Raw genomic sequence first — 15,772 nt, 5'->3', positions numbered from 1 at the left:
CCGAGGCCGGGTTTTCCGGACTTGGCCCGCGCGCCCCGATCAGTGAGGTTTGCGGCGACCCAACCCCGGAGACCCCGATGATCCGCTTCGCCCCCATCCTCCTGATCCTCGCCGCGACGCCCGCCCTGTCCGAGATCGTGCCCCGCGACGGCACCTGGCAGCCGAAATCGCGCGAGACCGAGCTTGCGCCGACCTGTCCGCCCTTCGCCGCGGGCATGGCCGAGATGATGGCCGCGGGCTTCGACGCCGACCAGCCGATGGAGCTCGCGTGGAACGGCCGCTTCGATCCGAACTTGATGTCGATCGCCAAGGATGACAGCGACAGCCTCGACTGGACGCGCCAGCCCGACGGCAGCTGGGTCGCCGCCGTGCCGGGCATGCCTGCTGGCGCCTTCGAGGTGACGATGGCCGCCCTGTCGCCGGTCCTCGTCGAAAGTCGCGTCTTCATGGATATCGAAGCGCTCATGAAGGCCGAGGGCGAGGTGATGCCCGGCATGGCGGGATGCACGCTGGCGATCGAGATGACGATGGAATATGCCGGATGAGGCGACGGGCGCGCGGGCCAGCTCGTTTTGCGGGACTTGCTGACGCGGGCGAGGGGCCGATGCCGCGCGGGCGCGGTGGATTGAACCCGCGCCGCGCCGCGGGTAGATGCGCGGCCTGACCCCAAGCCACGGACCCGCGCCCCATGCACCTCTTTGCCGATATCCGCGCCCTCGTCATCGACGCGCTGACCGCCATGGCGGCGGACGGCGCGCTGCCCGAGGGGCTGGAGACAAGCAATGTCACGGTCGAGCCGCCGCGCGACGCGGCACATGGCGACATGGCGACCAATGCGGCGATGGTGCTGGCCAAGCCCGCCGGGATGAAGCCCCGCGATATCGCCGAGGCGCTGGCTCCCCGGCTCGAGGCCGATGCGCGCATCGCTTCGGCCGAGGTGGCCGGTCCCGGCTTTCTCAACATCCGGCTGGCCCCGCAGGTCTGGCGCGACACTGTGGCCGCCGTGCTGGCGGAGGGGCCCGCATTCGGCCGCTCGCAGATGGGGGCGGGGACCAAGGTCAACGTCGAATACGTCTCGGCCAACCCGACCGGGCCGCTCCATGTCGGACACACGCGTGGCGCGGTCTTCGGCGACGCGCTGGCCGCTCTCTTGGAATATGCCGGTCACGACGTGACGCGCGAATACGTCATCAACGACGGTGGCGCGCAGATCGACACGCTCGCGCGGTCGGTCTACCTGCGCTACCTCGAGGCGCATGGCCGCGACGTGTCCTTTCCCGAGGGCGTCTATCCCGGCGACTATCTCGTGCCCGTGGGCGCGTCCCTGAAGGACAAGGTCGGCGACGCCTATCTCGACCAGCCCGAGGAGGTCTGGCTCGACCCGATCCGCGATTTCGCCACGGACGCGATGATGGACCTGATCCGCGCCGACCTGAAGCGGCTTGGCGTCGAGATGGACGTGTTCTTCAGCGAGAAGTCGCTCTACGGCACCGGCCGGATCGAGGCGGCGATCGCGGCGCTCGACGCCAAGGGCCTGATCTATCGCGGCACGCTGGCGCCGCCCAAGGGCAAGCTCCCCGAGGATTGGGAGGCGCGGGAGCAGACGCTGTTCCGCTCGACCGCCTATGGCGACGATGTCGACCGCCCGATCCAGAAATCCGACGGGGCGTGGACCTATTTCGCGCCCGACATCGCCTATCACTTCGACAAGGTGGAGCGCGGCTTCGACGCGCTGATCAACGTCTTCGGCGCCGATCACGGCGGCTATGTCAAGCGCATGAAGGCGGCCGTCGCAGCACTGACCGACGACCGCGTGCCGCTCGACATCAAGCTGACGCAGCTCGTCCGGCTGACCCGCGATGGCGAGCCCCTGAAGATGTCCAAGCGGGCCGGCACCTTCGTCACGCTGGCCGACGTGATCGAGATGGTCGGCGCGGACGTGACCCGCTTCGTGATGCTGACCCGGAAGAACGACGCGCCGCTCGATTTCGATGTCTCGAAGGTGCTCGAGCAGTCGAAGGACAACCCGGTTTATTACGTGCAATACGCCCATGCCCGCGTGCAATCCGTGCTGCGGCGCGCGGCCGAGCAGGGGATCGACGCCTCGGACGCGGCGCTGGCGCGCGCGGACCTTTCAGGCCTCGACCATCCCGCCGAGCAGGCGCTGGCCGCCAAGCTCGCCGAATGGCCCCGGCTGGTCGAGATCGCGGCCCGCACCCACGAGCCGCACCGGATCGCGTTCTACCTCTACGAGCTGGCGGCGGGGCTCCACGGCCTCTGGAACCTCGGCAACAGCGAGACGCAGCTTCGGTTCCTGCAGGACGACAAGTCACACTCCCCCGCCAAGATCGCCCTGCCGCGCGCCGTATCCATTGTAATCGCGGCCGGTTTGGGTATCCTTGGCGTCGCACCCGCTGACGAGATGCGTTGAAGACCCCCTGAGGGGCACACGCGTCAGACGGGACGAGGCAAACGGCGGACGACACCCGGAACGGGGCGTCCTTGGGCAGTGATACGGGCAACCGACGGGGCAACGCCGCCCTGATCGGTGGAGGGCAGGCACATGGCGGATCTGGATTATTTCGGTGCGGACTATGGGGCCGAGGCGCCGTCGCGTCTTGCGGATGCGGCGCGCAATTTCGGCTGGGTCAACTGGGCCGGGGCGCTGACCTCGCTGGGTCTGACCGCCGCGATGGCGACCTGGGCCGTGGACCTGACCTTCCGCGACGTGTCGGGTGTGCCGGTGATCGCGGCCCTCGAAGGTCCGATGCGGGTCAAGCCGGACAATCCCGGCGGCACGGTCGCGCCCTTCCAGGGCATGGCGCTGTCGGACATCACCTCGGGCGGGGCCGCGGCGCCCGCGCCCGACCAGATCGTCCTCGCACCCGCGCCGCTCGCGCTCGACGCGCCTGCGCTGGGCGCGCGGCTGGCCGCCGCCGGGGTCGATCCGGTTGCCGAGGCGCTCGCTGCGCCCGAGCCCGCTGCCATAACCGCCGCCGCGCCGGTCGCGCTGCCCGAGACCGACCTTGCCGCCAAGCTCCTTCCGGCGGCGCCGGTCGCGGTCGCCGCCGTCCTTCGGGATGATGACGTGGCCGAGGCCATCAACGCCTCGGCGCCCGCCGCCGAGATCGTCGCCTCGAACCTCGCCGTGCTGACCCCGTCCGAGCCCGAGGTCGCCGCCGCCCCCGCCGCACCGGTGGTCGCGGGCGTTGCGCGCTCGGCCCGGCCCTCCGCCCGGCCCGCGCGCCGCGCCGCTGCCGCCGCAGCCTCCGCCGACCCGGTCGCATCGGCCGTCTCGGCCGCGCTGGCTGCCGTACCGACCGACGCACCTGCTGCCGCCTCGGGCACGCAGGTTGCCTCGGCCAGCCGTGACATCGACCCCGCAACGATCGCGCCGGGCACCCGCGTCGTCCAGCTTGGCGCCTTCGACAGCGAGGCCGTCGCCCGCTCGGAATGGGATCGTCTCGATGGCCGCTTCGGCGACTATCTCGCGGGCAAGAGCCGCATGATCCAGAAGGCCACCTCCGGCGGGCGCGACTTCTGGCGCCTGCGCGTCGTCGGCTTCGAAGACGGTGCCGACGCGCGCCGCTTCTGCTCGGCGCTTCTGGCCAAGGATGCCGCCTGCATCCCGGTCACGGTCCGCTGACATGGCCGGGGCCTTCATCGCCGGGTGCGAAGGCCCCGACCTGACCCCGCGCGAGACGGCCTTCTTCCGCGAGGCGGATCCCTGGGGCTTCATCCTGTTCGCCCGCAACGTCGAGACGCCCGACCGGCTGCGCGCCCTGACGGCGGCTCTGCGCGAGGCCGTCGGCCGCAACGCGCCCGTCCTGATCGACCAGGAGGGCGGGCGCGTGCAGAGGCTTGGTCCGCCCTTCTGGACCCGCTGGCCGCGCCCGCTAACGCAGATGAGCCGCGCCGCCGATCCGGTCCGCGCGATGTTCCTGCGCGCCACGCTGATCGCGCGCGAGTTGCGGGACGTCGGTATCGACGTGAACTGCACGCCGACCGCCGATATCGCGGGCGAGGACACGCATCCCTTCCTGCTGTCGCGCCTTTACGGCGATAACGTCGAGACGGTCGCCGCCCGCGCCCGTGCCAATGCCGACGGCTGCCTGCAGGGCGGCGTGCTGCCGGTGATGAAGCACATCCCCGGCCATGGCCGTGCCCCGGCCGACAGCCATCACCGGCTGCCCCATGTCGACACGCCGCTGGAGGTCCTGCGCAGGACCGATTTCGAGGTCTTCCGACGCCTCGCCGACCTGCCGATGGGCATGTCGGCCCATGTCGTCTACGAGGCGATTGACGACGCGCCCGGCACCGTCTCCGCCCCCGTCATCGAGGAGATCCGGGACGGCATCGGCTTCGACGGCCTGCTGATGACGGACGATATCGGAATGGGCGCGCTGGGCGGCACGGTGTCCGAACGGTGCACCGCCAGCCTCGCCGCGGGCTGCGACGTGATCCTCCACTGCAACGGCCTTTGGGACGAGATGCAGGAGGTGGCCGCGATCTGTCCCGCGCTTGCTGGCCCCGCGCTGGAGCGCGCGGATCGCGCGTTGGCCGACCGCGCGCTGCCGGTCGAACTTGACATCGAGGCGGCCCATGCGGAACTTGGCGCACTGACCGCCTGAGCCGCATCCCACGGGGGCCGATTGACCGACCTGCCCTTCACCGAAGGACCACCCCGCGACGCGACCGATGTCGACGCCCGCCGCGCCGCCGAGGCGCTGATCGTGGATGTCGACGGGTTCGAGGGACCGCTCGACCTGCTCTTGACGCTGGCGCGGACGCAGAAGGTGGACCTGCGCACGATCTCGGTGCTGCATCTCGCCCGGCAATACCTGGCCTTCGTCGAGAAGGCGCGCGAGTTGCGGATCGAACTGGCCGCCGACTACCTCGTGATGGCGGCGTGGCTGGCCTTCCTGAAATCGAAGCTCCTCCTGCCGCCAGAGCCGGGCGAGGAGGTTTCGGCCGAGGATCTGGCCGCGCATCTGGCCTTCCAGCTTGAACGGCTCGAGGCGATGCGCAAGGCCGCCGCCCGGCTGATGGCCCGCGACCGGCTGGGCCGCGACGTCTTTCCACGCGGTGAGCCGCAGGAAGTGGCGCGCTCGCGGCGGGTCACCTATACTGCGACGCTGCTCGACCTGATGCAGGGCTATGCCCGGCTGCGGACCCGCGACGATTTCCGTCCCTTCACGATGGATCGCGACGGCGTCTGGACGATGGAGGAGGCGCTGGACCGGATGCGCCCGCTGATCGGGCACGCCGTCGAATGGACCGATCTTCTATCCTTTCTGCCCGAGGGCTGGGACGGCGATCCCGCCCGCCGCCGCTCGGCCACCGCCTCGACCTTCGCGGCGACGCTGGAGCTGGCCAAGGACGGCCGGATCGAGCTTCGGCAGGAGGCGATGTTCGGCCCGATCCGCGTCAGGGGGCGGGCATGAGCGACGCGCAGACCGATCCGCTCTTCGAGGCGCCGCCGCTGGCCGAGCAGGAGCGGATGGTCGAGGCCATCCTCTTCGCGACCGCGGCCCCCGTGACCGTGGCCGACTTGCACGCACGATTGCCCCACGGATGCGATGCGCCCGCGGCACTCGACCTGCTGCGCCGCCGCTACGAGGGGCGGGGCGTGCGACTGGTGCGGGTCGGGGATGCCTATGCGATCCGCACCGCGCCGGACCTCGCCTTCCTGATGACCCGAGAGACGGTCGAGACCCGCAAGCTCAGCCGCGCGGCGATCGAGACGCTGGCCATCGTCGCCTATCACCAGCCCGTCACGCGCGCCGAGATCGAGGAGATCCGGGGCGTATCGGTGTCGCGCGGCACGGTCGAACAGCTCCTGGAATTGGACTGGATCAAGCTGGGGCGGCGGCGCGACACGCCGGGCCGCCCGGTGACCTTCGTGGTGACGCGCAACTTCCTCGACCAGTTCGGACTGGAAAGCCCGCGCGATCTGCCGGGTCTGAAGGAGCTTCGCGCGGCGGGCCTGCTGGACAGCGCGCCGCCGCCCGGCGGCGACCCCGATCTCCCCGAGGAGGACGGGCAGGACGAGCTCTTCACGCCGCCGCCGCCGGACGACGACTGAACCCGCACGGCGCCGCGTGCGTTGGCCCGGTGGCACGCCATCGAGGAGACCGGCCATGATGAAGCAGATCCTCCGTCTGGTCCTGTTCAGCGGGATCGCAAAGCTGCTGGGCGGCAAGGCCGCGCGTAATATTCGTCAGGTCGACCGGGTGGCCAAGATGGCCCGTCGGATGCGGCGCTAGACGCTCGCCATGCGGTTTTCCGAGAATTGGACCGAGGCGATGTCGGTGCCGCCGCGCGCGCCATGCCCAAATGCGGTGCCGGCGTAGGTCCGGAGGCATTACATCGAGATGCCGTGCCTGCGGTCGCGGCTACGCATCGCAATCCGCGCAGATCAGATTTGTTGCGGCAGTTTCGCCAGCCCGACCCATGCCGGACGGACGATCGTGTCCGGGTTACCGAGACCACGCCCACCGAATGGACAGGTCCCGCCGCTCCGACGTCAGGCGGCGGAGGCGTTGCGCCGTTCGGCGGCCTTGGTGAGAGCGAAGGCGGCGGCTCGGTCGATCGAGGCGGTCGCCTCGTCCCACCACGGCTGCCAGAGCTGGCCCATATGCAGAAGGCCCGGTGTCTCTTGCAAATGGACCTCGGCGCCCTGTTCGGTCGCGCGCCTGTGCAGCGCAACCGCATCGCCATGCAGCACCTCGGGCGTGCCGACCTCGATCCAGGTCGGCGGCAGGAGCGACAGGTCGTCGAGCACGGGCGAGACCTCCGGGTGATCGTCGGCCATGTCGCCGAAGCACATGCGCGCCAGCCGCCTGTCGCCTTCGTCGTCGACCATCGGGTCGAGCGCGTCCATCCGGGCGCGCTCGGTGTTGAGCCCGCTGCGATCGGTGTTGGGCGAGAAGAGGAGGAGGGCCAGCGGCGCGTTCCCGGCCTTCGCCATGCGCAGCGCGGTCACCAGAGCCAGATGGCCGCCCGCGCTATCGCCCGCAAGAATGACGGGCGCGGGTGCTGCCTCGGCCTCGGCCACGGCATCGTCGCGCTGGGCGGGCCAGGGATGCTCGGGCGCCAGCCGGTAGCGGGGCAGGCGTACCGTGAAGCGGTGATGTTCGGCCAGACGGATCGCGGGGCGGATATGGGTCTCGGGCGATCCGAAGACATAGCCGCCGCCGTGGAACCAGACGATCCGGGGCATCGCGGTGAAGCCGCTTGCGTCGACCGACCGGACGGTCAGCCCGCCGGGATCCTCGGAGACCGAGACCTGACGCCGCATCCGCCCCGTCTCGGGTCCGACGACGAGATCGTGGAAGGCCCGGCGCATTTCCTCGGGCGTGTCGCCCAATGGATAGGCGCGGATGCGGCGGAGCAGGCGCTCGCGGGTGACGGGGGCCTCGAACGGCATCAGACGTTGATCGCCTGGACGGCTCCACCATCCACGCGCCAGTTCGAGCCGTTCACGAAGGAGGCGCGGTTCGAGCAGAGGCAGGCGATGACGAAGGCCACCTCCTCGGGTTTGCCGCGCCGCTTCAGAACGAGATGCGGGCGTTCCTCCTCGAGAAAGCTGTCAATCGCCTCCTCGAAGGACACGCCCTTCTCTTCGGCGCGCTTCTCCATCATCCCGTCGGTCATGTCGGTTTCGATGAAGGCGGGTGCGACGCAGTTAATCAGCGTGCCCTTTTGCGCGTAGACCTGGCTCATGCCCTTGGCGAAGCTGAGGACGGCGGCCTTCGACGCGTTGTAGACGACCTCGTCGGGATAGGGCTGGGCCACGTTCTCGGAGGTCACGAAGACGACGCGGCCCCAACCACGCTCGTTCATGCCGGGAATGAACGCCTTCGACATGCGTACGGCGGTCATGAAATCGGTGTTCCAGGCGTGTTCCCAGTCCTCTTCCGTGATGTCGGCCAACGGGTCGCCCTTGGCACCCGTCACCCCCGCGGCATGGACGAGGATGTCGGCCTGCCAGCCCGCGTCGGCCACGGCCTTGGCCACCGCATCCGCGCCGTCCTGCGAGGTCAGGTCCGCGACCACGGTCACCACGCCGTCGCCCAGCTTGGAGGCGGCTTCGGCCAGTTCGTCCTCGTCGATATCCGTCAGGACGAGGTTCGCGCCGTCACCCTGGAGGATTTTCGCGGTCTCGAGCGCCATATCGCCCGCCGCGCCGGAGATGACCGCGGTGCGGCCCTTGATGTCGAGGTCCATGGTGTCGTCTCCGGTCGGTCGGTCACGCACGCGCGCTCGCGCGCCGGGGGGCGCGGTCGGGCAGGGGCGTGATCTGTGTCATGCAATTCATGTCGTGCAGGATGTTCGGGGCCTGTTACTGGCCCCAATCCGCTCGGGGCCGGAAGGTTCCCCACGACTTAGCGGCGCGGCGTGCCGATCTGGAAGCCCTCGGCCCGCAGTGCGTCGGTCGCGATGCGCCCGAGCCAGAGGATCACGGCCCCGAACGCCGCCAGCGCCACCGCCCCGACGGCAAGCGACGCGGGGTCGGTCCGCGCCACGGCGAGCCCGCCGAGCACGCCGAGCCAGACCATGCCGAGCGTCCCCGGCGCGAGCCCCAGCACAGTCGCGACGACATAGGGCATCGTCCGCACGGAGGTCAGCCCCAGAAGCCAGTTCTGGAGCGTGAAGGGCAGAATCGGGGTCAGCCGCAGCAGCGCCACGAAGACAAGCGGACGGCGTGCCACCGCGCGGTCGGCCGCCGCGACCCGCGGCCCGTCGAAGCGCCGCATCACCGGACCGCGCAGCCAGTGACGGCCGATCAGGTAGGGCGGCAGGCAGCCCAAGAGGCTCCCGGCCATCGAAAGCGGATAGCCCCACCAGCCGAATACCAGCCCGCCCACCACAGACATCGCCGCCGCCGGAAGGGGGAGGATCACCACGACGATATAGACGATCAGGAAGGCCAGCCACGCGGGCGCCCCGCGCGCCTCGACCCAGGCCTTGAGATCCGGCACTTGGTCGCGCCAAGGTAGCAGCCACAGCACGCCGCCGATCGCGACGAGCGCGATGGGCCAGATCCAGACTTGCCAGGCCGGGACCGGATCGGGGGTGGGGGGATCGGTCACGCGCCTTCCTTGGCCCCTGTGCAGGGCGGTTGCAATGCCGGCGCAACCGGACCCAGACGTGGCGGAGAGCGCATCGCCCCCGACGGCAGACCGGTGTCGGTGCGGATGGGCGGCCGGCTCGCTGGGTGCAAGGGGTGGCGGCTCACTGCGAATGGTGGCGACCATCCGCGGTGGGTGGCGGTTGCCGCGACGGTCAAACCGGCGGCCTTCGGTATTGGCGGGCGATGGAGGCTGGACGCCAGCGAGAGGTTGTTTCGTGAGAGGCGATCACCGGCTTGGGAGAGGGAGGCGTGGCGTGGGCTCACGGATGAGAAGGCAGGGGTGATGGCGTGGGACTGGCGGGTGACGTGATGCACCCGGTGCCGGTGCTTGGCGGTGGAGAGCCAAGGCCCGGAGGGGAGACGATGCTGTTCGCGGCGATCGAAGCGAGGCCCGATTGGGCCGCGCTCGCCGGTGCCTCGACCATGTCGTCAGAGCCGACAGATAGGGTGCGCAGCTAGGATGCTTTACCGACGTGGGCGCGGCGGGATGATGCCCGGCTAGGGGCGAGCGTCAGGTCGCGGTCCTCGGCTGCTCGAAGATGCGCGTCGATTTGGCCGGTGAAGGTGGCATTCGGTCTTGAGCCGGCGACAAGTCGACGATAGCGCGACCGGCCATCCGCGTTACGTGGGCGTTGCCGTGGAGAATGCGGACCTCCGCGACCCACGGAGCGCCGATCGTCGCTCCGAGCCGCGCGCGGCGGACAACTCGTGCGCCCTGTGCGTCAGCGTGGCGCGCGGCGCGGACGGTCCGGGCGGTGGGCGGCGATCCAGGCGTCGAGGGCGGCGTCTTCGGGGGCCACGGCCTCGGCGGCGCCGTCCGTGAAGGCGTCGAGCGCGGCACGGTTCATCGGGTTCACCCCGACCAGCACGTCCGTCCCGGCCTCGAGCGCCCGCGCGATTACAGGGCGGAAGCCGCGGCCCGCGGCTTCGTGCTTGCCGAACTTGTTGACGACGAGGAGGTCCGCGCCCCGCGCCAGCGCCGCCTCGGCGGCGGCGACGGCGGTTTCGAGCGCCTCGGGGTCGAGCCGGCAGCCGCGCGCCGCGGGGCCGAGTGACTGGCTGATCCGAACGGTCGGCCCATCCGGCAGCACGATCGCGTCCATGTCGCAGCGCTCGCCGCCCGGGCGGTCGTGGTTCACCTGCACCACCCCCGCGACCCGGAGACCGGCCGCGATCGCGCGCCGCGCCGCCCCGTGCAGAAGCGGGTCGAGGGCGCGTTTGCCGTCGGTCATGGTGTAGGCGAGCCGCATGGGGCGAGGGATCGCAGGGCGGACGCGGGGGCGCAAGGGCCGGGCTTGACCGGCACGGGTGGGCGCGTCACGGCTGGGCCATGGCCGACCGCTTTCCCCGCATCGACCCCCTCGGCGAAGACGCGCTGCTCGTTCGATTTACGGACGTTCTGAACGACGAGGCGAACCGGGCCGCCGTGGCGTTCCGCGCGGCGCTCGACGCCGACCCTCCGGAGGGGGTGGAGGAGACGGCCTCCTCGCTCGGGTCGGTTCTGGTCCGAGGGGGCGGCGACGGGCTCGAAGCCGATCTGGGGGCACGTCTGGCCGCCCAGGACTGGGCCGCCGTGTCGCCACCGCCGCGCCGCCTCTGGCGGGTGCCTTGCGCCTATGGGGGCGCCGACGGGCCGCAGCTGGCCGAGGCGTCGGCGATGGCGGGGCTGGACAAGGACGCGGCGGTCGCGGCGCTGTCGGGGGCGCGGCTCCGGGTGCTGGCGCTCGGTTTCGCGCCGGGGATGCCCTATCTCGGGATCTTGCCGCCGCAATGGGACCTGCCACGCCAGACCGATTTGACCCCGAAGGTGCCCGAGGGCGCGCTGGTCGTCGCCGTCCGGCAACTGGTGCTCTTCGGGACGGAGGCCCCGACCGGCTGGCGACAGGTCGGGCGCACGGCATTCCCCTGTTTCGAGCCGGGTCGTGCGCGCCCCATCGCGCTGGCGCCGGGCGACGAGATGACGTTCCCGGCGGTCTCGCCCGCCGAGCTGGAGGACCGGGCCGCCGCAGATCCCGATCGCCATGGCGGCGCGACATGGGAGCGATTGTCTTGACCTGCGCGCGCCGGTGCAGCTTGGTCCGAATGGGGATCGGATCGGGTCGGAGGCGGGATCCAGAGGAGCGGTGCGGCGGGCCGGACGCGCAGCCACCCTGGCGTTTGCCGCATGCGACTGGCCAAGCGGATCGCGCGGCGATCACGTCGCGGGCACAGGCGCTTCGGGTTCGCACGCGCCTTGGCCGGGCGCGATGCGCCATGACCTCGCGCGCCGTCGTCCCCGGCGGACCGCCCGTCGCGGTGCCGAATCGCGGTCGTGCCGGATGGCCGTCTCCGGGACCGGCCCGAACCAACGCAGTCGTGCAGACCGCGCGGATGGCAGACCTGAACGGCGGCGGGGTCATATCCTCGCGCCGGACGTCCCGACAGGGCGCGCCGTGACCGGGCTCGAGATCATCGCCTGCGGACCGCTCGTGACGGTGCAGGATCGCGGTCGTCCGGGCTGGCTGTCGCAGGGATTGGCGCAGGGTGGCGCGGCGGACCGGGCGGCGCTCGACGAGGCGGATGCGCTGCTGGGGGATGCGGGGGCCGGGATCGAGACGCCGGGCGCGCCGCTCGCGGTCCGGCTGGGGGCGTCGGCGCATGTGGCGCTGACCGGTGCGCCGATGCAGGCCGTCGCCGATGGCACCCCGCTCGAATGGAACAGCGTGACGACGCTGCCGGCGGGGACGCGGCTCGAGCTCAAACCCACGGGGGCGGGCGTCTATTCCTATCTCCACGTCGCGGGCGGGTTCGCGACCGCGCCGGTGCTGGGCAGCCGCGCGGCGCATCTGATCGCGCGGATCGGTCGGCCGCTCATCCCCGGCGACGTCCTGCCCTTTGAGCCAAGCAACGGGTCGGCGCGCCGGGTCGCGGCCATGGACCGGCTGGGCGGGGGCGTCCTGCGGATTGTGCCCGGCCCGCAGACCGCGCTTTTTCCGCCCGAGGTGCGGGAGCGGTTTACCACCACCGCCTTCACACGCGACCCCCGCGGCAACCGGCAGGGGGTCCGGCTTGCCATGGTGGGCGCGGGGTTTGAAACCGCGGGACAGCTCGGCCTCCTGTCGGATTTCATCCGCCCCGGCGACGTGCAGATGACCGGCGACGGCGTGCCCTACATTCTCGGGCCGGAATGCCAGACGACCGGTGGCTATCCCCGTATCGGCACGGTCATTGCCGCCGACCTGCCGCGCGCGCTGCAGGCGCCGCTCGGCGCGCCTCTGACGCTGCGCTTCGTGACGCGCGAGGCCGCGCGCGCCGCCCGCTGGGACCGCCCCAAGACCGGGCCGCTGGTCCGCGACCCACGCGCGCTCGACCTCAACGGACAGCAGTTGATCGGGGGCGTGGTCTCGGCACGGGACGCTTGACCCGTCCTCCTCTGGCCGGAAATACCTCGGGGGTCCGGGGGCTGGCCCCCGGTTCGCGGAACGGGAGCCGGGGCATGCAGGTCGATCTCAACGCCGATATGGGCGAAGGTTACGGCGATTGGACGATGGGCGACGATGCGGCGCTCCTCGATATCGTGACCTCGGCCAACATCGCCTGCGGCGCCCATGCGGGCGATTGGGACGTGATGGCCGCGACGATGGCGCGCGCCGCCGAGCGGGGCGTCGGCATCGGCGCGCATCCGGGATTTGCAGACCTGCAGGGCTTCGGGCGAAGGCGTGTCGCGATGCCGCCCGAGAGCGTGGCCAATCTCGTGGCCTGGCAGTTCGGGGCCGCGCGGGGTGTTGCGGCGACGGTTGGTGCGGACGTCCGGCATTTCAAGCTGCACGGGGCGCTGGCGAACATGGCGTCCGAGGACGCTGATCTGTCCCGTGCGGCCTACGGCGCGGCCCGACGGATCGACCCGGAAGTGATCCTTCTGGTGCTGGCGGGAACCGCGCAGGAACGGGTCGCGCGCGAGATGGGCGGCCTCTGGGCGGGCGAGATCTTCGCCGACAGGGGCTACGCGGACGACGCCACGCTGATCGCCCGGGGCATGCCCGGCGCGATGATCCACGACCCCGAGGTCGCGGCCGCACGGATGGTGCGCTTCGTCCGCGACGGTGCGATCCGCGCCGCATCGGGCCGGACGATCCCGGCCGCATGCGACTCGATCTGCCTGCATGGCGACGGGCCGGAGGCCGTCGCGATCGCGCGGGCGGTACGCGCGGCGCTGGAGGCCGAGGGCGTGACGCTCGCGCCGATGCCCGGCCGATACGCGTAACGGCGCCGCGGGGCGAATTTTCTTCCGGAAGAAAATTCCGCCGCGCCTCGGGTCGGTGTCACGCCGCGGTTATGGATGTGGTGCCGCGCTTCGCTGGGGGCAGATCGCCCGCTGTCCGCGATGCCTTCTCGCCGCCGAACCCATGACCCCCGCACGGATGGCGCAGAACCGGTCGTGGGGGCGGCAGCATATTTCTGGAACATCGATGGGGCGGCGGTTTGCACCGAGGGGAGATGGACCGCGGTCGCGGCTCAGGTCGCGGGGCGGCGATTTGGCCGATCGGTGCAGGCCCGGGCGACCCCGACGGCGCGGCGGGCTAGCGCAGGCGTGGCGGAGCGCCGGCGTCGCGTGCGGGGCCGGTGGGCTCGGGGCGGGGCAGGTCGATACGGAGGCCGTGACGGGCGAGGCTGGCGGCCAGGGGCTGGGCGGCGCGCAGGAACGTCACGTCGATCTGGCCCGCGTCGAGGCCCGAGAAGACGAGCGCCTCCGAGACGGCGCGGGCAAGGTCGGGCTCGGCACCGGGGACGGGGTCGACGATCCCGAGGATGTGGCCGCGTGCGCCATCCTCGTAGGTCACACCCGCAAGATAGGCCATACGCGCGAGGCCCGCGGCGAGGGTCAGCTTGCCGTCGAGCGCCGTCAGAAGCGCATCGGGCAGGCCGCCGGGGGGGGCGACTTCGGCGATACGGCGCTCGGCTTCCTCGGGGGCCTGGGCGAGCGTGTCGGCAAGCCAGCCGATGGCATCGGGCGGGAGAAGCTGGGCCGAGGGCGCGTCGTCGAGATTGAGCGCGAGGCCCAGCGCCTCGGCGGCCAGCATCGCGGCGAGGCGGCGGCCCGAGAGCGTGGCGGTGGGCGCGGCGCCGGCGAAGGCCTCGAGCCGCTCGGGCAGGTCGAACGCAAGGGCATAGCGCGCGCCTTCGATCTCGACGAGGCGCGGGGTGACGGCGTCGTCCGTGGCCGCGTCGAGCAGGAGATGCAGCTCGGCCTCGGCCAGCGCGTTCCAGAAGGCGAGCCGGTCGGTATCGGCGCCGGTCGCCTCGGCCTGGAGGTGGGCGCGGTCGAGGGGCGTGGGGTCGGTCATGCGGGATCCGTCGGCTCTGGTCGGTCCCGCCCCCTAGCGGATCGTTCGCGCGGCGTCACGCGAGCGTGTCGGCGATGGCGGCGCGGAGCGCGGGCAGGGTCTCGGCCTCGAACCAGGGGTGCTTCTTCAGCCATGCGGTGTTCCGCCAGGACGGATGGGGCAGGCACCATGTGCGCGGGGCGAGGGCGCGCCAGTCGCGCACCCGGTCGGTGACGCGCCCGCGACCCAGGTGCCAGTCCTGCGCATAGCCGCCGATCAGCAGCGTCACGGGCGGGTCGCCCGCGTGATCGAGCGCCGCTATCCGCCATTTCGCCGCGCAGACTTTCGGGGGCGGGATGTCGCCGCCCTTGGCGTCGTAGCCCGGAAAGCAGAAGCCCATCGGCACGACGGCCACGTTGTCGCGGTCCCAGAAGGTGTCGCCATCGACGCCCATCCAATCGCGCAGGCGCACGCCCGAAGGGTCGTCGAAGGGCTTTCCCGAAAGATGCGCCCGCATGCCGGGGGCCTGGCTTGCGATCAGGATGCGCGCGCCGGGGCGGAACCAGACGACCGGCCGGGGACGGTGTCCACTGGCGGTCGCGGCGAAGCGGTCGGCGCAGTGGCGGCAGGCGGCGATGTCGTCGGTGACGGGCATCCGGGGCAGGTAGGTGCGAGCGGCGGCGGGCCAAGGGGGCGCGGCCGCTGGCGGAGTTCGGCGCGCGGACTGGTGCCCCGCGCGTCGCAGGCTCAGAGCGCGTCGCAGGGGGCGAAGCGGGCGCGCAGGGCCGCGGCCTCGGCAGGCGGGAGACGCTCGAAGGCATCCACGGACCGCGTGAGCGGCACGAAGGGCGCATCGGGATCGGTGCGGATCGCGGTCGAGATCGGAAGCGTGTCGCCCAAGGGGGCAGTGGTGCAGCCGCGTTCGACCGAGACGCCGAGGCTGCCCGCACCCTCGGTACCGGAGGCACGAAGCGCCCGGATGGCGCTCTGCGCTGCGGCCAGCCGGGGTGCGTCGGCGGGGGCGATGCGGGCGACGTAGCGGCGGGTGCCGGGGGACGCGGTGGTTGCGGGCGCGATCATCAGGGGCACGGTTTCGGAAACGGCGGGCATGTCCGCGCCGTCCGCCCGGAAGGCGAGCGACAGGACCGCGTCGCCGGATCGGAGGCGGACCGTGTCAGGGACCGTCACGGCCAGCGCGACCTGGTCGGGCGAGGTGGTCAGCGGATCGAGCCGGGCGGCTGCCACGAGGCCCGACGGCGTGAGCGCGTCGCACCCCCCGAGGGCGGCCAGAAACAGGAGCGGCAGGATTGTCTTCATGATATCATCCGATCAT

At 71.6% G+C, this 15,772-nt stretch carries 17 protein-coding genes; 10 read left to right on the top strand and 7 right to left on the bottom strand.

The features are described from left to right. Window positions 1–77 precede the first annotated feature (77 nt). The 7 genes from Q0833_RS10570 to Q0833_RS10540 all read left to right on the top strand — a co-directional run bounded on the left by Q0833_RS10570 (window position 78) and on the right by Q0833_RS10540 (window position 6,266). Window positions 78–545, top strand: a complete 468-nt coding sequence (locus Q0833_RS10570; protein WP_298433801.1) for a hypothetical protein — start codon at window positions 78–80, stop codon at window positions 543–545. Window positions 546–688: 143 nt separating this feature from the next. Further along, window positions 689–2,431 carry an arginine--tRNA ligase gene (argS, locus tag Q0833_RS10565; protein ID WP_298433798.1) on the top strand — a complete coding sequence of 581 codons (1,743 nt, stop codon included), beginning with the start codon at window positions 689–691 and terminating at the stop codon, window positions 2,429–2,431. A 132-nt stretch (window positions 2,432–2,563) separates the two neighbouring features. Beyond that, a complete protein-coding gene (locus Q0833_RS10560) occupies window positions 2,564–3,646 on the top strand; it encodes an SPOR domain-containing protein (protein WP_298433795.1) in 1,083 nt (360 codons plus the stop codon). A gap of 1 nt (window position 3,647) precedes the next feature. Next, window positions 3,648–4,631 (top strand): glycoside hydrolase family 3 protein, encoded by a 984-nt coding sequence (locus Q0833_RS10555; RefSeq protein WP_298433792.1) that lies wholly within the window; start codon window positions 3,648–3,650, stop codon window positions 4,629–4,631. 30 nt (window positions 4,632–4,661) lie between these two features. Continuing rightward, window positions 4,662–5,444 (top strand): ScpA family protein, encoded by a 783-nt coding sequence (locus Q0833_RS10550; protein WP_298435094.1) that lies wholly within the window; start codon window positions 4,662–4,664, stop codon window positions 5,442–5,444. Further along, entirely contained in the window at window positions 5,441–6,085 is a 645-nt protein-coding gene (scpB, locus tag Q0833_RS10545; RefSeq protein WP_298433789.1) for an SMC-Scp complex subunit ScpB, read from the top strand. Before Q0833_RS10550 ends, scpB begins: the two co-directional genes overlap by 4 nt. 55 nt (window positions 6,086–6,140) lie before the next feature. After that, entirely contained in the window at window positions 6,141–6,266 is a 126-nt protein-coding gene (locus Q0833_RS10540; RefSeq protein WP_298433786.1) for a hypothetical protein, read from the top strand. Between the two features lie 260 nt (window positions 6,267–6,526). Here Q0833_RS10540 and Q0833_RS10535 read toward each other — a convergent pair whose 3' ends face one another. The 4 genes from Q0833_RS10535 to Q0833_RS10520 form a co-directional block, all read right to left on the bottom strand. After that, the gene (locus Q0833_RS10535) at window positions 6,527–7,429 is read right to left on the bottom strand and encodes an alpha/beta hydrolase fold domain-containing protein (RefSeq protein ID WP_298433783.1); all 903 of its coding nucleotides are present in this window, start codon (window positions 7,427–7,429) and stop codon (window positions 6,527–6,529) included. Next, window positions 7,429–8,229 carry an SDR family oxidoreductase gene (locus Q0833_RS10530; protein ID WP_298433778.1) on the bottom strand — a complete coding sequence of 267 codons (801 nt, stop codon included), beginning with the start codon at window positions 8,227–8,229 and terminating at the stop codon, window positions 7,429–7,431. The genes Q0833_RS10535 and Q0833_RS10530 overlap by 1 nt, the downstream gene beginning before the upstream one ends. A 158-nt stretch (window positions 8,230–8,387) precedes the next feature. Next, window positions 8,388–9,095, bottom strand: coding sequence for a VTT domain-containing protein (locus tag Q0833_RS10525; protein WP_298433775.1), 708 nt, complete (start codon window positions 9,093–9,095; stop codon window positions 8,388–8,390). A 763-nt stretch (window positions 9,096–9,858) separates the two neighbouring features. Continuing rightward, entirely contained in the window at window positions 9,859–10,386 is a 528-nt protein-coding gene (locus tag Q0833_RS10520; protein WP_298433772.1) for a DUF2478 domain-containing protein, read from the bottom strand. A gap of 80 nt (window positions 10,387–10,466) precedes the next feature. On the opposite strand from Q0833_RS10520, the gene Q0833_RS10515 reads away from it, so the two are divergent. The 3 genes from Q0833_RS10515 (at window position 10,467) to Q0833_RS10505 (ending at window position 13,379) form a co-directional block, all read left to right on the top strand. Then, window positions 10,467–11,189 carry a carboxyltransferase domain-containing protein gene (locus Q0833_RS10515; protein ID WP_298433769.1) on the top strand — a complete coding sequence of 241 codons (723 nt, stop codon included), beginning with the start codon at window positions 10,467–10,469 and terminating at the stop codon, window positions 11,187–11,189. Window positions 11,190–11,568: 379 nt separating this feature from the next. Next, window positions 11,569–12,537, top strand: a complete 969-nt coding sequence (locus Q0833_RS10510; RefSeq protein WP_298433766.1) for an urea amidolyase — start codon at window positions 11,569–11,571, stop codon at window positions 12,535–12,537. A gap of 74 nt (window positions 12,538–12,611) precedes the next feature. Next, entirely contained in the window at window positions 12,612–13,379 is a 768-nt protein-coding gene (locus Q0833_RS10505; protein ID WP_298433763.1) for a LamB/YcsF family protein, read from the top strand. A gap of 316 nt (window positions 13,380–13,695) precedes the next feature. Here the strand turns inward: Q0833_RS10505 and Q0833_RS10500 are convergent, their stop codons facing one another. The 3 genes from Q0833_RS10500 to Q0833_RS10490 all read right to left on the bottom strand — a co-directional run bounded on the left by Q0833_RS10500 (window position 13,696) and on the right by Q0833_RS10490 (window position 15,756). Continuing rightward, on the bottom strand, window positions 13,696–14,460 hold the full coding sequence (locus Q0833_RS10500; RefSeq protein ID WP_298433760.1) for an SseB family protein: 765 nt from the start codon (window positions 14,458–14,460) through the stop codon (window positions 13,696–13,698). Window positions 14,461–14,515: 55 nt separating this feature from the next. Next, window positions 14,516–15,094, bottom strand: a complete 579-nt coding sequence (locus tag Q0833_RS10495; RefSeq protein ID WP_298433757.1) for a uracil-DNA glycosylase family protein — start codon at window positions 15,092–15,094, stop codon at window positions 14,516–14,518. A gap of 92 nt (window positions 15,095–15,186) precedes the next feature. Further along, a complete protein-coding gene (locus tag Q0833_RS10490) occupies window positions 15,187–15,756 on the bottom strand; it encodes a hypothetical protein (protein WP_298433754.1) in 570 nt (189 codons plus the stop codon). Window positions 15,757–15,772 lie beyond the last annotated feature (16 nt).

Origin of the sequence: uncultured Jannaschia sp. (assembly GCF_947503795.1) — a bacterium.
Taxonomy (GTDB): domain Bacteria; phylum Pseudomonadota; class Alphaproteobacteria; order Rhodobacterales; family Rhodobacteraceae; genus Jannaschia.
The sequence above is the reverse complement of the archived record's forward strand: the minus strand, read 5'-3'. Positions and strand labels throughout refer to the sequence as shown.